Origin of the sequence: Bradyrhizobium sp. SZCCHNR1053 (assembly GCF_032381235.1) — a bacterium.
In the GTDB taxonomy this organism is placed as follows: domain Bacteria; phylum Pseudomonadota; class Alphaproteobacteria; order Rhizobiales; family Xanthobacteraceae; genus Bradyrhizobium.
Genome location: NZ_JAUHJM010000001.1, coordinates 559,110 through 573,667, shown reverse-complemented (window position 1 = coordinate 573,667; position 14,558 = coordinate 559,110). Strand labels below are relative to the sequence as shown.

Sequence of the window (14,558 nt, the reverse complement as noted above, 5' to 3'; positions counted from 1 at the left end):
ACTGATGCGATTCATCAAACAGCCCGGCGCGCCGGTGGCCGACCGCGTCCAGTGGGTCGAGGCGCGCGGCCGCGCCTTCACCTTCACCATGGAGCAGGGGTTGCCGCTGCTGGAAGCGGCCCATCGCGGCTTTGCGCGTGAAGGCTTTGCCGGCGGCGTGCTCGACATCAAAGGTGGTGCGCTCGGACCGTTCGCCTATGTCATGCCGGCGCTGTCGAAGGCGCCGGATCATGCCGCGTTCTACAGCGAGACCTATCGGCCCGCCGGTGTCACCCAGCTCTCGACCGCGACCATGACGCTGGGTGTGCGCGACGGCGCGCCGTTCTTCCATTGTCACGCGCTGTGGACCGAAGAGGGCGGCCGGGCCGGTGGTGGCCACATCCTGCCCGAGGAGACTGTGGTCGCCGAGCCGTTCGAGGTCGAGGCGTTCGGGCTCGATGGCGCGATCTTCAGCGCCGCGCCTGATCCCGAAACCGGCTTCAAGCTGTTCGGCCCGGTGGCGGCCGCACCGAGCAGCGCCCCAACGGATCGCCGTGCCTTCGCGCTGCGGCTGCGGCCGAACCAGGATTTCGCTTTCTGCCTCGAAGCGTTCTGCCGAGGGCAGGGCATCAGGAGCGCGCGGATCCGCGGCGGCGTGGGCTCGACCATCGGTGCGCGCTTCGAAGACGGCGTCGTCGTCGAGCCGTTCGCGACCGAGCTGACCATCACCGCCGGAGTGATCGCACCCGGTGCTGACGGCCTTGAAGCCACGCTCGACGTCGCGCTGGTCGACTACACTGGCGCGTTGGCCCAGGGACGTCTCGTCCGCGGCGACAACCCGGTGCTGATGACGATGGAGCTGGTGCTGGAGGTCGCGGCGTAGCCCGCGTGGGACGGTGGTCGATCCCGCCGCCTTGTGCGAGATTGCCCGCGATGTCACCGAATTCGTGAAGGCGTCATGGCGAGGAAGCAACGTGAGATCCGGCTGCGCGCACCCTATCTGAAGCGGCTGTGGCTCGATCCGGCCAAGATCGCCGACCGCGCCGAATATCCGTTCTGCCTGCCGTTCCTGCAGGACGAGTTCGAGCTGAGCTTCACGAGCGCCATCACCATCATCGTCGGCGAGAACGGCACCGGCAAATCGACCCTGCTCGAAGGCATCGCGGCGCTGGCCGGCTATGACGAGGCCGGCGGCGGCAAGGGCTATAGGCCGGTGGATCATGGTCGTGCAATCGAGCGCATGGGGGGTACGCTCGGTGCCGCGTTCCGTGCGAGCTGGCTGCCGAAGATCACGCAGGGCTGGTTCTTCCGCGCCGAGAGCTTCTTCTCGGTGGCGCGCTATCTCGACGAGGCCGCGTTGGACGATCCATTCGGAGGGCCGCCGCCCGACTTCCTGTCGCATTCCCACGGCGAGGGCTTCCTGCGCTTCTTCGAGGAGCGCTGCCAGCGCCAGGGCATCTACATCTTCGACGAGCCGGAATCGGCGCTGTCGCCGGCGCGCCAGATCGAGTTTCTCAAGCTGATGCGGCGGATGGACGAGTCCGGTCATTGCCAGGTGCTGATGGCGACGCATGCGCCGGTGCTGATGGCCTATCCCGGCGCGACCCTGCTGCGCCTGACCAAATACGGTCTCGAGAAGGTCGTTGTGCAGGACACCGATCACTTCAAGGCCCTGCGCGAGTTCTGCGCCGATCCCGACGGCTTCGTGCAGGCGGTGCTTGCGGAGTGAGGGCGGGGCGTGGTGCATGAGAGTTGGCGAGGTCGACCAACTTGCTCCGCCGTCATTGCGAGCGAAGCGACGTGTCCGCCGAAGCCCATCGGGCGCAGGCGGAAGCAATCCAGGGCTGCGCAAAGACTCTGGATCGCTTCGTCGCTTTGCTCCTCGCGATGACGGAGAGACATGAGTCCTCGTTCCCGCGTGCGAATGGCGTCCGGGCTTTGCATCATATTCTGCCCTCCTCGAAGTGAGAGGGCGCAGGGAAGGCCGGGCATCCGCTGATGCCCGCGGCCCCCGTGCGGGAAAAATGCACGGGGCAGGAACCACAGGCTCAGCCGAGATGACCCGGCCTTCCCTGCGCGATGGTGTTACGGCTTATACGTGATCTCCTCGGTGCACCGGGCTTTCTGGCCACCGTCACCGGCGCGATGCGTGAGCATCACCACCAGCTTGACCTCAGCGTCGGGAGGTCAGGACCACACGATTTCGCCGTCCGCCGCCGGACCCGTCGTCTGCGCATTTGCGCCGGGCCCGTGACGTCCATCGCATCCCGCACTCAACGCCCGTGACGACCGCGAAGCGCCCCTCTCGTGAGTGCAGGACGCACCCAGAAGAACGCAAATTCCGAAAAAACGAAAGAAGAATATTTTTCGCGACACGACTGGACAGGTGTGATGGCGCTGATCCCGCGTCGAAATATAGATTTTGCGCGCATGGCCGTTTTGGTGTCAAAACGGTCGCGTCACGCCTTCGCGGCGTGCGCGTCGGGCAAATCAGGTCGCGACGCGGGTGAGGGAAGCAGGGTTTCAGATGTCGGAGCAGGCCAACCGTCACGACGAGCTCGACCAGGCGCTGCTCGCCCTCGACGACCGCGCCATGGTGCTGGAGGAGCTCGACGGCTTCATCGCCGGCCTGCTGGTCCTGCCGGAGCAGGTCCCGCCCGGCGAATGGTTCGCCGCGGCGTTCGGGTTCGGCAAAGGCCGCCACTCGGTGTTTGCGAGCATCGCCCATGCCAACGCGGTGCTCGACCTGGTGATGGCGTATCATGACGAGATCGCCCGGACGCTCACGCAAACGCCGGAGCTGTATCAGCCGCGCTATCCGGTCGATCCGATCGACGGCAGTGTGATCTGGGAGTTGTGGATCGACGGCTTTGCTGCGGCGGTGGACCTGCGTCAAGAGCGGTTCAAGGCCTACCGGAACGTCGACGGCGACGTGGGCGAGGCGGCGCTGAGCCTGATGGTGGCGATCGAGCTGGCGCGCGACGAGAGTGCCGATCGCGTCGAGAATACCGGGTTCGACCGAGAGGCGGCTGCTGACATCCGTCATGCGGTGCTGACCCTCAACCGTCATCGGCGGAGCGGGGCGCCCGTGCCCGGCGCGCCCGCCTTCATTGAGCAACCCAATCCGTTCGCCTCCTTCGGCAAGGTCGGCCGCAACGATCCCTGTCCGTGCGGTTCCGGCCAGAAATACAAGCGCTGCTGTGGCGCCAATTGACCCGCTTTAGAGCGCCACGACACGGTCTTTTTTGTTGCAACAATCGGGAGCGGTGCAAAGATGGGCCCGCCGCGTGCCAGATGCGCGGGCCAAATGAGAATGGTTGAGGAAACGAGATGAGGATGGTGTTCGGCAAGGCGCTGGCCGTAACGGCGGCGCTCGCGATCGCAACGACGGCTTTGAGCACGGCGGATGCGCATGGTCCCACCCGGCGCAAGGTGCAGGAGCACGTCGAGATCAACGCCGCACCCGCCAAGGTGTGGGCCGTGATCGGCAACTTCCAGGACATGAGCTGGCTCGGCGTCGTCGACAAGACCGCGGGCGACAAGGGCAACGAGATCGGCGCCACCCGCAAGCTGACCTTGAAGGGCGGCGCCACGGTCGACGAGGAGCTCTACAAATACGACGCCGAGAAGATGAGCTATTCGTACCGGATCACGGCGGTCGATGTGAAGGTGCTGCCGGTGACAAACTACTCGTCGACCATCGCAGTGACGCCGAGTGCGGACGGCAAAGGCAGCGTGGTCGAATGGACCGGCGCGTTCTACCGCGGCTTCCCCAACAACGATCCGCCGCCGGAGCTGAGCGACGAGGCCGCGGTCAATGCGGTGACCGGGCTCTACAAGGGCGGGCTCGAGGGACTGAAGAAGAAGGTGGAGAGCGGGAGCTGATTGGATACGACCATGTCGCCAAGTCAGCGCTGCGCTCCCTCTCCCCGTTCTTACGGGAGAGGGGTGGGGTGAGGGGCAGCCGAACGGGTGGTGTGGGCGGTGAGACCTGTGCCCCCTCACCCGGATTGCATCTGGCGATGCAATCCGACCTCTCAGCGCGAGCGAAGCTCGTCGCGGCCCCGCATTCGCCTTTGCTCTGCGAGCTACGGCGGACAAGAGCGGGGCGAGGTGGGTACAAGGCAGGGCGCTGTACCACTCCTCGTCTCTCAGATCCTATTCGAGCTTTTCTGCTCGCAGCCTTGCTCGTCTGCTGCGCCAGTGCCCATGCTGAAGAAGCCTTCGTCACCAATCAGCTCAGCGATGATCTGACCATCGTCGACCTCGCGACCTCGAAGCCGGTGGCGACGATCCCGATCGGCGGCAAGCCGGCCGGCGTTGCGGTGGCTGCCGACGGACGCTTCGCCTATGTGGCGAGTCCGGACGACAAGAGCATCAGCGTCGTCGACGCTGTCGCGCGAAAGGTTGTTGGACGGATCGAGGTCGGTGGCGGCCCGCTCGGCATTGCCGTGACGCCGGACGGTTCGACGGTCTACGTCGCAGACTGGTACAACGCCGCAATTCGCGTGATCGATGCGAAGACCCGGACCGTGACCGGCAGCATCGCGGTCGGCGCCTCGCCGTCGGGGCTTGCGGTGACACAAGACGGCAAGCTGCTGCTCTCCGCCGACCGCGACGACGACATGGTCTCGGTGATCGACACGGCGACGCGCCAGCGCCTTGCGACCATCAAGGTTGGCACGCGGCCGTTCGGTGTCACCATCGACGCCGAGGGCAAGCGCGCCTACACGGCAAATGTCGCCTCCAACGACGTCTCGGTGATCGACCTCGCCGAGCGTCGCGAGATCGGCCGGGTCAAGACCGGCTTGCGGCCCTATGCAGTGGCGCTGGCGCAGGGCAGGGGCTTCGTAACCGACCAGTATGACGGCACGGTCAGCGTGTTCGACCTGGCGAGCCTCCAGCCGCTCCAGCGCATCAATGTCGGTGACTATCCCGAGGGCATCGAGGCGACGGCCGACGGCCGACGCGTCATCGTCGCCAATTGGGAGAGCAACATCCTGAGCGTCATCGACGTGGCCGCACTGAAGGTCACAGGGGAGATCAAGGTCGGCAACGGCCCGCGCGCGTTCGGCGCGTTCCTGCGGCGGTGAGGCAGGCCGGCCAGTGGCGGGAATGGAGTTGCATCTGCAGCCTCCGTCATTGCGAGCGTAGCTCGCAATGACGCGGGGAGGTATCGAGGCTCGTCGTTATCCCTGCATGTCGCCGGCGCTGATGCAGGCTACGAATCTCGTCTGGCGGGCACCACCAACCGTTCCACGATCTCGTCCATCCGGGTGAACAGCATCTCCGGCTGGTGGTCGCGCAGCGCCTGCTCCGCGGCATAGCCCCATGTCACCGCACCGAAGGCGATGCCGGCGGCGCGCGCAGCCTCGATGTCGCGGGTCTCGTCGCCGATCGCGATGACCTGGGCCGGGTCGACGCGCAGCCGCTTCAGCACCCGGCGAAACTTCCGTGCCTTGCCGAACACCGAGGCTGAGCAATCGAAATCGGCGAACAGACCGGCGCGCGATCCGAGCTTCTGCCGCGCGTTGGCCTCGCTGTCCGACGAGACCAATGCGAGCATGGTGCCGTTCGCGGCAAGGGTGTCGAGCATGATGTCGACGCCTGCAAACAGCGGGATGCTTGCTGCATGCGCCGTCTTCAGCCGGCGCACGTGGCGCGCGATCAAGGGCAGCTTCCAGCGCGGCACCTGAAGGAAATCGAGGATCTCACGGGTCGAGGCATGGCGCAGCCCGTCGATGTCCTGCTCCTCGACCTGACGAAAGCGGTACCGCACGGCGACGGCATTCACGTGGGTGCGAAACCACGGGAAGCTGTCGGCGAGCGTGCCGTCGAGATCGAAGATGACGAGGGAATATGGCATCGCGCGGGGTGAGCGTGGCGAGGGGCTGATGATCGTCGAGGCGTGTCGTCCTGCGACAGCCCTGGGCCATAGCAATGGGAGGGGCGGCGCGCAATGAGATGCGACCCTTGCGTGTCGCAGCTCCATGGTGACGTTCGACGATCAGGGGTTGAACATGTTGTGATGTGCACCTGGAAATAACGCGGTCTATGATCCCGATGCGCCGGCGGATCAGGGTCTGCCTGCCCGATTTGATCGAATTTGTTTTCATCATTCAAGCCAGAGAGATTTCACATGGCCCTCAACAAGGTTGCTGCAGCGTATCTGTCCTACTTCGCCTATATCGACGACGCGCTCGATGTGGTTCAGCCGAGCGATTTCGTGACGATGTTGAAGTCCGTCCCGTCGGGCGCGGCGAACGGTCCGTGGTCGCTCGTCTGGGGCCCGGCGGTCAACAACGGCGTGCTCGCCTATGTCGCGCAAGGCAGCGACGGCAGCTACGCGCTGGCGTTCCGCGGCACCGATGTCGACGGCTCGGTCGGCGGTGCCTTCGAGAACGTGCTCGCCGACGTCGATGCAGTCTTCCAGGTGCCGTGGCTGTATCCGCAGCAGGCCGGCTCGCCGCTGCAGATCAGTGCCGGGATCAACGATGCGCTGGCGCTGGTCATCGCGCTCACCGATCCCGCGACGGACCTGTCGCTGCTCGACTATCTGCGCGGCCTTGCGGCCAAGCAGAATCTGCAACTGATGGTGACCGGGCACAGCCTGGGTGGCGCGCTCGCCGTGGTGGCGACGGCGTGGCTGCAGGATCAACTGCCGAAGCTGAACTCGTCGCTGAAGTTCACGCTGTGGCCGCACACCTTCGCGGCTCCGACCATGTGGAACGCGGGCTTCGCGACCACCTTCGCGAAGGCCTATACCTACTATGCGGCGGTCAACAGCAACGACATCGTGCCGATGGGATGGGCCAATCTGAAAGGGATTCTCGTCACCTATGCGCCGCCGGCGCCGGTCCTGAAGGACACCAACTACTACTCGATCTACAAGCCGCTTGAGATCCTCAGCGCAACGATCCCGACCTATACGTCGATCGTGCCGAGCAATCCGGACCTGTTCACGATCACGCCGATCGTGGAGACGAACGATTCCTGGACCGCAGAAGCCGGCTACATGCATTCCATGCAGTTGCAGTATTTTCCGCATGCGACTGGCACGAAGGCGCCGCCGCTGCCGGGGGTCACCAAGACCGGCGTGGCGCGGCCGCGCGCGGTCGCCGTCGCAGCGTGAGCTGCTGATCAGGGGGACGGCGCCGTCCGGGGCGCGTCTCGCGTTGCCCTCTTGCGAGCCTGCTCCCGCAGGTCTGCAAGAGGGTTTTGACGCGCATCCGACAACAATCTCTCACGGCCTTTGTGAGCGTGCGCTGCAGGAACACCTTGCGCGGTGCGATCATTGACCCCGCACAGAAGCAAGGAGAGACACATGCAACGCACGCTCAAGATGGCCGCGCTGGCCGCCGCCACGCTGGTGCTCGGCACCGCCGCCGCATCCGCGCAGGGCTATGCCCGCTACGGCGACTCGATGGCCTGGGTGCCGCCGACACAGGGCAACGATTCCGAGCCGGTGTATGACGCCGCGCCGGCGCCGGCCTACGCGCCGGGTGAGGTGGCGTGGGGTACAACGGCCTGGGGCCACGGCTACAACGGCACCAACCATCCGACCCCTGGCTCGACCCAGGGCGATGTCGGTCCGTCCGGCAACAACAACGGTACGCTGACCGGTGTCTACCGGCAGTGGTAGCCGCCATCTCGCGTTAGACGTCAGGCGATCAAACCCGCCGCTCGACAAGAGCAGCGGGTTTGTCGTGTCGGACGGGTTCGCTGCGCGTGTCGGGCGATGTCACGAAGCCATTGGATCACGAGGTCGCGCGAAGGTGAGCGTCGCGTTGTGTCGCACGATTGTTGTGGGGACCGGCGGAACCTTGGATGGATCGATATCGTTTGTTCTCCGAGAATTAGGAACGAAGGAGCAAGTTCATGACGCGCACGTTTGGATTCGCCGCGCTGACCGCCGTCACGCTCGTGGCTGGCACCGCTGCGGCCTCGGCCGGCGAATACGGCCCGGGCGGCTACGGCTATGGTGGCCAGGTCACCAGCACCTACACCTACCGCGATTCCTTCGCCTGGGCGCCGGGGCCGGTCTATCAGGAAGGCTACGTCGCGGTCGCGCCGGGCCCGTATGACGGCCCTGGCTGGGGCACCGGCTACAACGGCACAAACCATCCGACCCCGAGCTCGACCCAGGGCGACGTCGGCCCGGGCGGCAACAACAACGGCACGCGCACCGGATATTATCGCCAGTGGTAATCTGAGTTCGTTGTAGAAACCATCCAGCCCGCCGCTCTGCCGAGAGCGGCGGGCGTTGCTGTGATGAACCGGTGTCAATCACGTGCGTCATTGCGAAGAGCGATGCGACGAAGCAATCCAGAGTCGCGTACGCGGCCCTGGATTGCTTCACTTCGCTCGCAATGACGATCGATACAAGGGAATTGAGGGCAACTACTCCGCAGCCTCGCTGGCTGCGCCGCGGCTGCGCTTCTTCGGCTTGGCTGACTTCTCCAGCACCGGCTTTAGGAATTGTCCGGTGTAGCTGCGCGGCGCCTTGACGATGTCCTCCGGCGGGCCCCAGGCGACGATCTCGCCGCCGCCGTCGCCGCCTTCGGGGCCGAGATCGATCACCCAGTCAGCGGTCTTGATGACCTCGAGATTGTGCTCGATCACCACCACCGAATTGCCCTGCGCGACCAGCTCGTGCAGCACCTCCAGCAGCTTCTTGACGTCGTGGAAGTGCAGGCCGGTGGTCGGCTCGTCCAGGATGTAGAGCGTGCGGCCGGTGGCGCGCTTGGACAGCTCCTTGGCGAGCTTGACGCGCTGCGCCTCGCCGCCGGAGAGCGTGGTGGCCTGCTGGCCGACATGGATGTAGTCGAGGCCGACGCGACGCAGCGTCTCGAAGGTGTCGCGCACGCGCGGCACCGCCTTGAAGAATTCGGCGGCTTCCTCGACGGTCATGTCGAGCACGTCGGCGATCGACTTGCCCTTGAACAGCACGTCGAGCGTCTCGCGGTTGTAACGCTTGCCCTTGCAGACGTCGCAGGTGACGTAGACGTCGGGCAAAAAGTGCATCTCGATCTTGATGACGCCGTCGCCCTGGCAGGCCTCGCAGCGGCCGCCCTTGACGTTGAAGGAGAAGCGGCCCGGCTCGTAGCCGCGTGCCTTCGATTCCGGCAGGCCGGCGAACCATTCGCGGATCGGGGTGAATGCGCCGGTATAGGTCGCGGGATTGGAGCGCGGGGTGCGGCCGATCGGCGACTGGTCGATATCGATGATCTTGTCGATGTGCTCCAGGCCCTCGATGCGATCGTGCGGCGCGGCGGCCTCGTTGGCGCCGTTGAGCTTGCGCGCGATCGCCTTGTAGAGCGTGTCGATGAGAAGCGTCGACTTGCCGCCGCCGGAGACGCCGGTGATGGCGGTGAACAGGCCGAGCGGGATCTCGGCCGACACGTTCTTTAAGTTATTGCCGCGGGCGTTGACGACCTTGATGGTGCGGCGATGGTTCGGCGGCCGCCGCTCGGGCACCTCGACCTCGAGCTCGCCGGTGAGATATTTGCCGGTCAGCGACGCCGGATTGCGCATGATCTCGGCCGGCGTGCCCTCGGCGACGATGTTGCCGCCATGGGTGCCGGCGCCGGGGCCGATGTCGAGCACGTAGTCGGCGAGGCGAATGGCATCCTCGTCATGCTCGACCACGATCACGGTGTTGCCGAGGTCGCGCAGCCGCTTCAGCGTGTCGAGCAGGCGGGCGTTGTCGCGCTGGTGCAGGCCGATCGAGGGCTCGTCGAGCACGTAGAGCACGCCGGTCAGGCCCGAGCCGATCTGCGACGCCAGGCGGATGCGCTGGCTCTCGCCGCCCGACAAGGTGCCGGAGGAGCGCGCCAGGGTCAGATAGTTCAAGCCGACGTCGAGCAGGAAGGTCAGGCGGTCGCGGATCTCCTTGAGGATGCGGGTGGCGATCTCGGTCTGCTGCGCGTTCAGGGCCTTCGGCACCTCGGCGAACCATTCGCCGGCAGCCCTGACGCTGAGCTCGGATATCTCGCCGATGTGCTTGCCGGCGACCTTGACGCACAGCGCCTCGGGCTTCAGCCGGAAGCCGTTGCAGCCGGCGCAGGGCACGTCGTTGAAGTACTTGCCGAGTTCCTCGCGCGCCCATTCGCTCTCGGTCTCGCGGAAGCGGCGCTCGATATTGGTGATGACGCCCTCGAACGGCTTCTTGGTGTCGTAGGCGCGGACGCCGTCCTCATAGGTGAACTTGATCTCGTCGTCGCCGGAGCCGTGCAGCAGCGCGTTCTGCGTCTTCTTCGGCAGGTCCTTCCACTTGGTGTCGAGCGTGAACTTGTAGAACTTGCCGAGCGCTGTCAGCGTCTGCAGGTAATAGGGCGAGGACGACTTGGCCCAGGGGGCGATCGCGCCCTTGCGCAGGGTGACGTCCTTGTCGGGAATGACGAGATCAGCATCGACGTGCTGCTCGACACCGAGGCCGCCGCATTCCGGGCAGGCGCCGTAGGGATTGTTGAACGAGAACAGCCGCGGCTCGATCTCGGGAATGGTGAAACCGGAGACTGGGCAGGCGAACTTCTCCGAGAACAGGATGCGCTCGGGCCCGCTCTTGTCATGGATCTTGGCGGTCTTCTTCTTCTCCTCGGCCGGGGCGGCGGAGGCGGGCGCGTCGGCGAACTCGATCACGGCCAGGCCCTCGGCGAGCTTCAGCGCGGTCTCGAAACTCTCCGCGAGGCGCTGGCCGATGTCGGGGCGCACCACGATGCGGTCGACGACGACGTCGATGTCGTGCGGGAACTTCTTGTCGAGCGTGGGCACCTCGGCGAGCTCGTGGAAGGTGCCGTCGATCTTGACGCGCTGAAAGCCCTTCTTGAGATATTCTGCCAGCTCCTTCTTGTACTCGCCCTTGCGTCCGCGCACGACCGGGGCCAGCAGATAGAGGCGGGTGCCCTCGGGCAGCGCCAGCACGCGGTCGACCATCTGCGACACGGTCTGGCTTTCGATCGGCAGGCCCGTGGCCGGGGAGTAGGGCACGCCGACGCGCGCCCAGAGCAGCCGCATGTAGTCGTAGATCTCGGTGACCGTGCCGACGGTGGAGCGCGGGTTCTTCGATGTCGTCTTCTGCTCGATCGAGATCGCCGGCGACAGGCCGTCGATCTGGTCGACATCAGGCTTCTGCATCATCTCCAGGAACTGGCGGGCATAGGCCGACAGCGATTCGACGTAGCGGCGCTGGCCCTCGGCATAGATCGTATCGAAGGCGAGCGAGGACTTGCCGGAACCGGACAGGCCGGTGAAGACCACGAGCCTGTCGCGCGGGATCTCGACGTCGATGTTCTTGAGGTTGTGCTCGCGGGCGCCGCGGATCGTGATCGCCCGCAGGCTCGACTGGTTGGCTTGCGCGCGCTGCTTGGCCTTGAGCACTTCATCCATGACGATCGTCCCACGGCGCAGAGTCGCGCCATCGTTGCAGGCGCGTTCGCCGGAAGCCGGCCATCGGACGCCAGAGGGAAAAGGTATCGTCGGAACGTAGGAAGAACGGGAATGGATTTCCAGTGCCGTCAGCGAATCATCAACAATGCGCTCAGGGAATGGCAGCGAATGGCAGGAGGCGGACCGGTTCCGTCGGCCGCGTCGAGAGCCCAAAGAGTCGAGAGCCCGAAAGAAAAGACCTCCGCTCTCGTCGAGCGGAGGCCTTGTGCGTTGGCCCGGAGGGCGACGTTCTTAGAAGTGGTAGTTCACGCCGACCTGGACGGAGTGCAGGTTCAGAGTGCCCGAAGCGATATTGTTGGCGAAGTAGTTCTCGCTGCCGAGGCTCTTGTAAAGGTATTCGCCCTTCAGCGACCACTGCGGCGCGAACATGTATTCGAGGCCAGCGCCAACCGTCCAGCCGCTGTGGAACTTCGTGTCCGAGACCGAAGTGCCAAGGAAGGTGTTGGTCAGCTTGTTCTCAGCCCAAGCGTAACCGCCGGTGGCGTACACCAGGGTCGGGCCGAAGGCATAACCAATGCGGCCACGAACGCTGCCGGTGTCCTGGATCTTGGTGTTGAACGTGCCCAGGAAGCCGGGGATCACGCCGTCGCCGCTCTTGATGCTGGCCCAGGCCGCATCAGCTTCGAGACCGAACACGATGGCGCCCTGCTGCCAGTTGTAGCCGATGGTGCCGCCGGCGAGGCCGCCATCCGGACCATTGTCTTCAACGGTGGCGTAGCCGCCCATGGCACCGATGTAGAAACCGGTCCAGGTCAGCACAGGCGCGGCAACCGGCGCCTTGGTGTAGGTCGGGCGCGCAGCGAGGTCTGCGGCGGCAGCGGGAGCGGCCAGGGCGGCCAAAGCCACGGTCGCGAGCAGGATCTTCTTCATTCCAGTCTCCAGTTTATTCCTAGCAGTCCGCATCGCACCGAAAGCTTTACGCACGAAACAGACTCACCCGTTCAAGTTGACGCGGTTCCTATAGCCCGGTTCCGTGCGGATTGCCGTCACCCCGAAGACACACTCGCGGCCAAACCGCGTTTTTACGGGCGGCTCCAGAAAGCCTAAGTTACTCAATTACTTGGTTCCGAGTGTTGCAGGGCGGCAAAGGCGGCTCCTGAGCAACAAAAAGGCCGGCTTACGCCGGCCTTTGGAACTTTCGATTGTCGAACGGATCGATCAGTATTTGGCGACAACCGGGCCGCCGAAGCGGTAGTTCAGGCGCGCCGTGAACAGGTCGACGTCCTGCTTGATGGTGTCGGTCTGGGTGAAGACCGCGCCACGGAACGGGACGTTCGTGTTGCCCATGAACAGGTGGTCATACTCGAAGCCGACCGACCAGCCCGGCGAGAAGGCGTATTCGACGCCAGCGCCGACGGACGCGCCCCACTTGTGCACGGTCGTGGTGGCCAGCACGGTGTTGATCACGCCGGAAAAGATCTCGTACTTGGTGTCGGTGACGGCCGCGCCGCCCTTGGCGTAGAGCAGGACATTGTCGAAGGAATAGCCGATCTGGCCGGTGAACAGGCCGAAGGCGTTGAGCTTGGTGCGGTTGCGATCGGGCGCGAACACCGGGCTGACGTTGTTGCCGGTGAGGTCGGCCCAGTTGCCCTGCGCCTCGAGGCCGAACACGACCGAGCCCATCTGCCAGCGATAGCCGAACTGACCGCCGATCGTGCCGCCGGTGGCGTTATGGCAGCCCTCGGCTGGGCCATTCACGAGCGTCCAGCAATTGCGGCTCGTGCCATAGCCGCCGTTGATGCCAAGGTAGAAGCCGCCCCAGTCGTTGATGGCGACCATCATCGGCGGCGCCTTCGTATAGGGACGTGCCGCCATGTCGGCCGCCGAAGCGGACGTGGCCGTTGCGATGCCGACGAGCGCCGTCGTGATCACAAACAACTTCTTCATCAAATTCTCCCCCGGGAGGTTGGAATGACAAGCGATGGGCAAGTCATACACAGGGCATCCCGGCGAGGCTGTAACGCGCCCGCCACAGAAACGAAAAAGCGTTATAAATCATATATTTAGCACAAAAACGCCGCGACGCTGCCGGGCTGTTGACACGAAAAAGGCCGGCGCGAGGGCCGGCCTTTCCGAATGCGTGCGAGCGGCGGCTTTTTTCAGTAGCGCGTGCCCATCGGCGCCCCGAATCGATAGTTCACCCGGACGGTCGCCATGTCGATGTCCTGCTTGATGGTATCGACGCGCGACAGCACGGTTGCGGTGGCCGGGAAGCTGATGTCGCGCGAGCCCATGAACAGGTGGTCGTACTCGACGGCGACCGACCAGTTCGGCGCGAAGCCGAACTCGACGCCCGTGCCGACGGTGCCGCCCCAGCGGATCTCACTGGCCGAATCCAGCAGCGTGCCGACCGGGAAGGGCGCAGCCGCATTCGCCGTGCCAGTGTATTTGTTGTGGGTGACGGCGGCGCCGCCCTTCACGTACCAGAGCACGTTGCCCCAGGCGTAGCCGACCTGGCCGGTGAACAGGCCGATCGCATCGGTCTTGGTGTTGTTGGTGATGCCCGCAGCCAGCGCCGCCGTGCTCGCATTGGACGACTTCAGGTCGGTCCAGTTGCCCTGGGCCTCGACGCCGAACACCCAGCTCGCCGCCTGCCAGCGATAGCCGACCTGGCCGCCGATGAGGCCGCTCGAGGCGTTGTGGCAGCCTTCGGACTGGGTCGGCACGACCGGCACGCCGCCGACGCGATTGAGCGTCCAGCAATTGTGGCTCCAGTCGGCGCCGCCATTGACGCCGAGGTAGAATCCGGCCCAGTTCGGCAGCGGCGTGACATAGGCCGGCGGCGGCGCCTTGCTGTAAGGGCGCGTCGCGAAGTCGGCCGCTGAGGCCGGCGCCAGCCCCAGCGCCGCGGCGCTTGCGGTCAAGATCAAGGTCGTCTTCTGCATTCGTCTCTCCCCAGTCCCAATACACCACGCTCCGGATCCCTCCGATCCGGGCCCACGCGAAGGTGGCCTGTTGCTGGTTGTAGGAGAGACTGCTTTCTAAACTCGTGATCGGGAGCAGGCGCGTGGCGGGATGTGCCGAACGTACTTAAGCGCTGGTAAAGATCGCGACCGGTCGTGCAGATCGCAGAGCTGTCCCGAGGCGCGAGTGAGCGCTTGGCGCGTCAGACCCTCGACTGCCAGTCCTCG

Annotated in this window: 13 protein-coding genes; 8 read left to right on the top strand and 5 right to left on the bottom strand. The window is 65.2% G+C overall.

The window, feature by feature from the left end; all coding sequences use genetic code 11:
- Positions 1-4 precede the first annotated feature (4 nt).
- The 5 genes from QX051_RS02685 to QX051_RS02665 all read left to right on the top strand — a co-directional run bounded on the left by QX051_RS02685 (position 5) and on the right by QX051_RS02665 (position 5,072).
- Positions 5-862, top strand: coding sequence for a PCC domain-containing protein (locus QX051_RS02685; RefSeq protein WP_315774938.1), 858 nt, complete (start codon positions 5-7; stop codon positions 860-862).
- A 75-nt stretch (positions 863-937) separates the two neighbouring features.
- Positions 938-1,708 carry an AAA family ATPase gene (locus tag QX051_RS02680; protein ID WP_315738121.1) on the top strand — a complete coding sequence of 257 codons (771 nt, stop codon included), beginning with the start codon at positions 938-940 and terminating at the stop codon, positions 1,706-1,708.
- Positions 1,709-2,401: 693 nt separating this feature from the next.
- Positions 2,402-3,193 (top strand): UPF0149 family protein, encoded by a 792-nt coding sequence (locus QX051_RS02675; protein WP_315774937.1) that lies wholly within the window; start codon positions 2,402-2,404, stop codon positions 3,191-3,193.
- 116 nt (positions 3,194-3,309) lie between these two features.
- A complete protein-coding gene (locus tag QX051_RS02670) occupies positions 3,310-3,864 on the top strand; it encodes an SRPBCC family protein (RefSeq protein ID WP_315774936.1) in 555 nt (184 codons plus the stop codon).
- Between the two features lie 275 nt (positions 3,865-4,139).
- A complete protein-coding gene (locus QX051_RS02665; RefSeq protein ID WP_315738316.1) occupies positions 4,140-5,072 on the top strand; it encodes a cytochrome D1 domain-containing protein in 933 nt (310 codons plus the stop codon).
- A 128-nt stretch (positions 5,073-5,200) separates the two neighbouring features.
- Here the strand turns inward: QX051_RS02665 and QX051_RS02660 are convergent, their stop codons facing one another.
- On the bottom strand, positions 5,201-5,845 hold the full coding sequence (locus QX051_RS02660; RefSeq protein ID WP_315738118.1) for an HAD hydrolase-like protein: 645 nt from the start codon (positions 5,843-5,845) through the stop codon (positions 5,201-5,203).
- 273 nt (positions 5,846-6,118) lie between these two features.
- On the opposite strand from QX051_RS02660, the gene QX051_RS02655 reads away from it, so the two are divergent.
- The 3 genes from QX051_RS02655 (at position 6,119) to QX051_RS02645 (ending at position 8,187) form a co-directional block, all read left to right on the top strand.
- The gene (locus tag QX051_RS02655; protein WP_315756630.1) at positions 6,119-7,111 is read left to right on the top strand and encodes a lipase family protein; all 993 of its coding nucleotides are present in this window, start codon (positions 6,119-6,121) and stop codon (positions 7,109-7,111) included.
- A 192-nt stretch (positions 7,112-7,303) separates the two neighbouring features.
- On the top strand, positions 7,304-7,621 hold the full coding sequence (locus QX051_RS02650) for a hypothetical protein (protein WP_315774935.1): 318 nt from the start codon (positions 7,304-7,306) through the stop codon (positions 7,619-7,621).
- A 236-nt stretch (positions 7,622-7,857) separates the two neighbouring features.
- Positions 7,858-8,187, top strand: a complete 330-nt coding sequence (locus tag QX051_RS02645) for a hypothetical protein (protein WP_315774934.1) — start codon at positions 7,858-7,860, stop codon at positions 8,185-8,187.
- Positions 8,188-8,379: 192 nt separating this feature from the next.
- Here QX051_RS02645 and uvrA read toward each other — a convergent pair whose 3' ends face one another.
- The 4 genes from uvrA to QX051_RS02625 all read right to left on the bottom strand — a co-directional run bounded on the left by uvrA (position 8,380) and on the right by QX051_RS02625 (position 14,312).
- Positions 8,380-11,367, bottom strand: a complete 2,988-nt coding sequence (gene uvrA, locus QX051_RS02640) for an excinuclease ABC subunit UvrA (protein WP_315774933.1) — start codon at positions 11,365-11,367, stop codon at positions 8,380-8,382.
- Positions 11,368-11,658: 291 nt separating this feature from the next.
- Positions 11,659-12,297: a porin family protein gene (locus QX051_RS02635; RefSeq protein WP_315774932.1), complete on the bottom strand. Its 639-nt coding sequence runs from the start codon at positions 12,295-12,297 to the stop codon at positions 11,659-11,661.
- A 288-nt stretch (positions 12,298-12,585) separates the two neighbouring features.
- Positions 12,586-13,314, bottom strand: coding sequence for an outer membrane protein (locus QX051_RS02630; RefSeq protein WP_315774931.1), 729 nt, complete (start codon positions 13,312-13,314; stop codon positions 12,586-12,588).
- A gap of 212 nt (positions 13,315-13,526) precedes the next feature.
- Positions 13,527-14,312 (bottom strand): outer membrane protein, encoded by a 786-nt coding sequence (locus tag QX051_RS02625; RefSeq protein ID WP_315774930.1) that lies wholly within the window; start codon positions 14,310-14,312, stop codon positions 13,527-13,529.
- Positions 14,313-14,558: the final 246 nt, after the last annotated feature.

Excerpts from the sequence above, each read along its gene's own strand:
- QX051_RS02670 (WP_315774936.1), top strand. The coding sequence starts at position 3,310 with ATGAGGATGGTGTTCGGCAAGGCGCTGGCCGTAACGGCGGCGCTCGCG.
- QX051_RS02655 (WP_315756630.1), top strand. The coding sequence starts at position 6,119 with ATGGCCCTCAACAAGGTTGCTGCAGCGTATCTGTCCTACTTCGCCTAT.
- QX051_RS02685 (WP_315774938.1), top strand. The coding sequence starts at position 5 with ATGCGATTCATCAAACAGCCCGGCGCGCCGGTGGCCGACCGCGTCCAG.
- QX051_RS02660 (WP_315738118.1), bottom strand. The coding sequence starts at position 5,845 with ATGCCATATTCCCTCGTCATCTTCGATCTCGACGGCACGCTCGCCGAC.
- uvrA (WP_315774933.1), bottom strand. The coding sequence starts at position 11,367 with ATGGATGAAGTGCTCAAGGCCAAGCAGCGCGCGCAAGCCAACCAGTCG.
- QX051_RS02645 (WP_315774934.1), top strand. The coding sequence starts at position 7,858 with ATGACGCGCACGTTTGGATTCGCCGCGCTGACCGCCGTCACGCTCGTG.
- QX051_RS02625 (WP_315774930.1), bottom strand. The coding sequence starts at position 14,312 with ATGCAGAAGACGACCTTGATCTTGACCGCAAGCGCCGCGGCGCTGGGG.
- QX051_RS02680 (WP_315738121.1), top strand. The coding sequence starts at position 938 with ATGGCGAGGAAGCAACGTGAGATCCGGCTGCGCGCACCCTATCTGAAG.
- QX051_RS02630 (WP_315774931.1), bottom strand. The coding sequence starts at position 13,314 with ATGAAGAAGTTGTTTGTGATCACGACGGCGCTCGTCGGCATCGCAACG.
- QX051_RS02650 (WP_315774935.1), top strand. The coding sequence starts at position 7,304 with ATGCAACGCACGCTCAAGATGGCCGCGCTGGCCGCCGCCACGCTGGTG.
- QX051_RS02635 (WP_315774932.1), bottom strand. The coding sequence starts at position 12,297 with ATGAAGAAGATCCTGCTCGCGACCGTGGCTTTGGCCGCCCTGGCCGCT.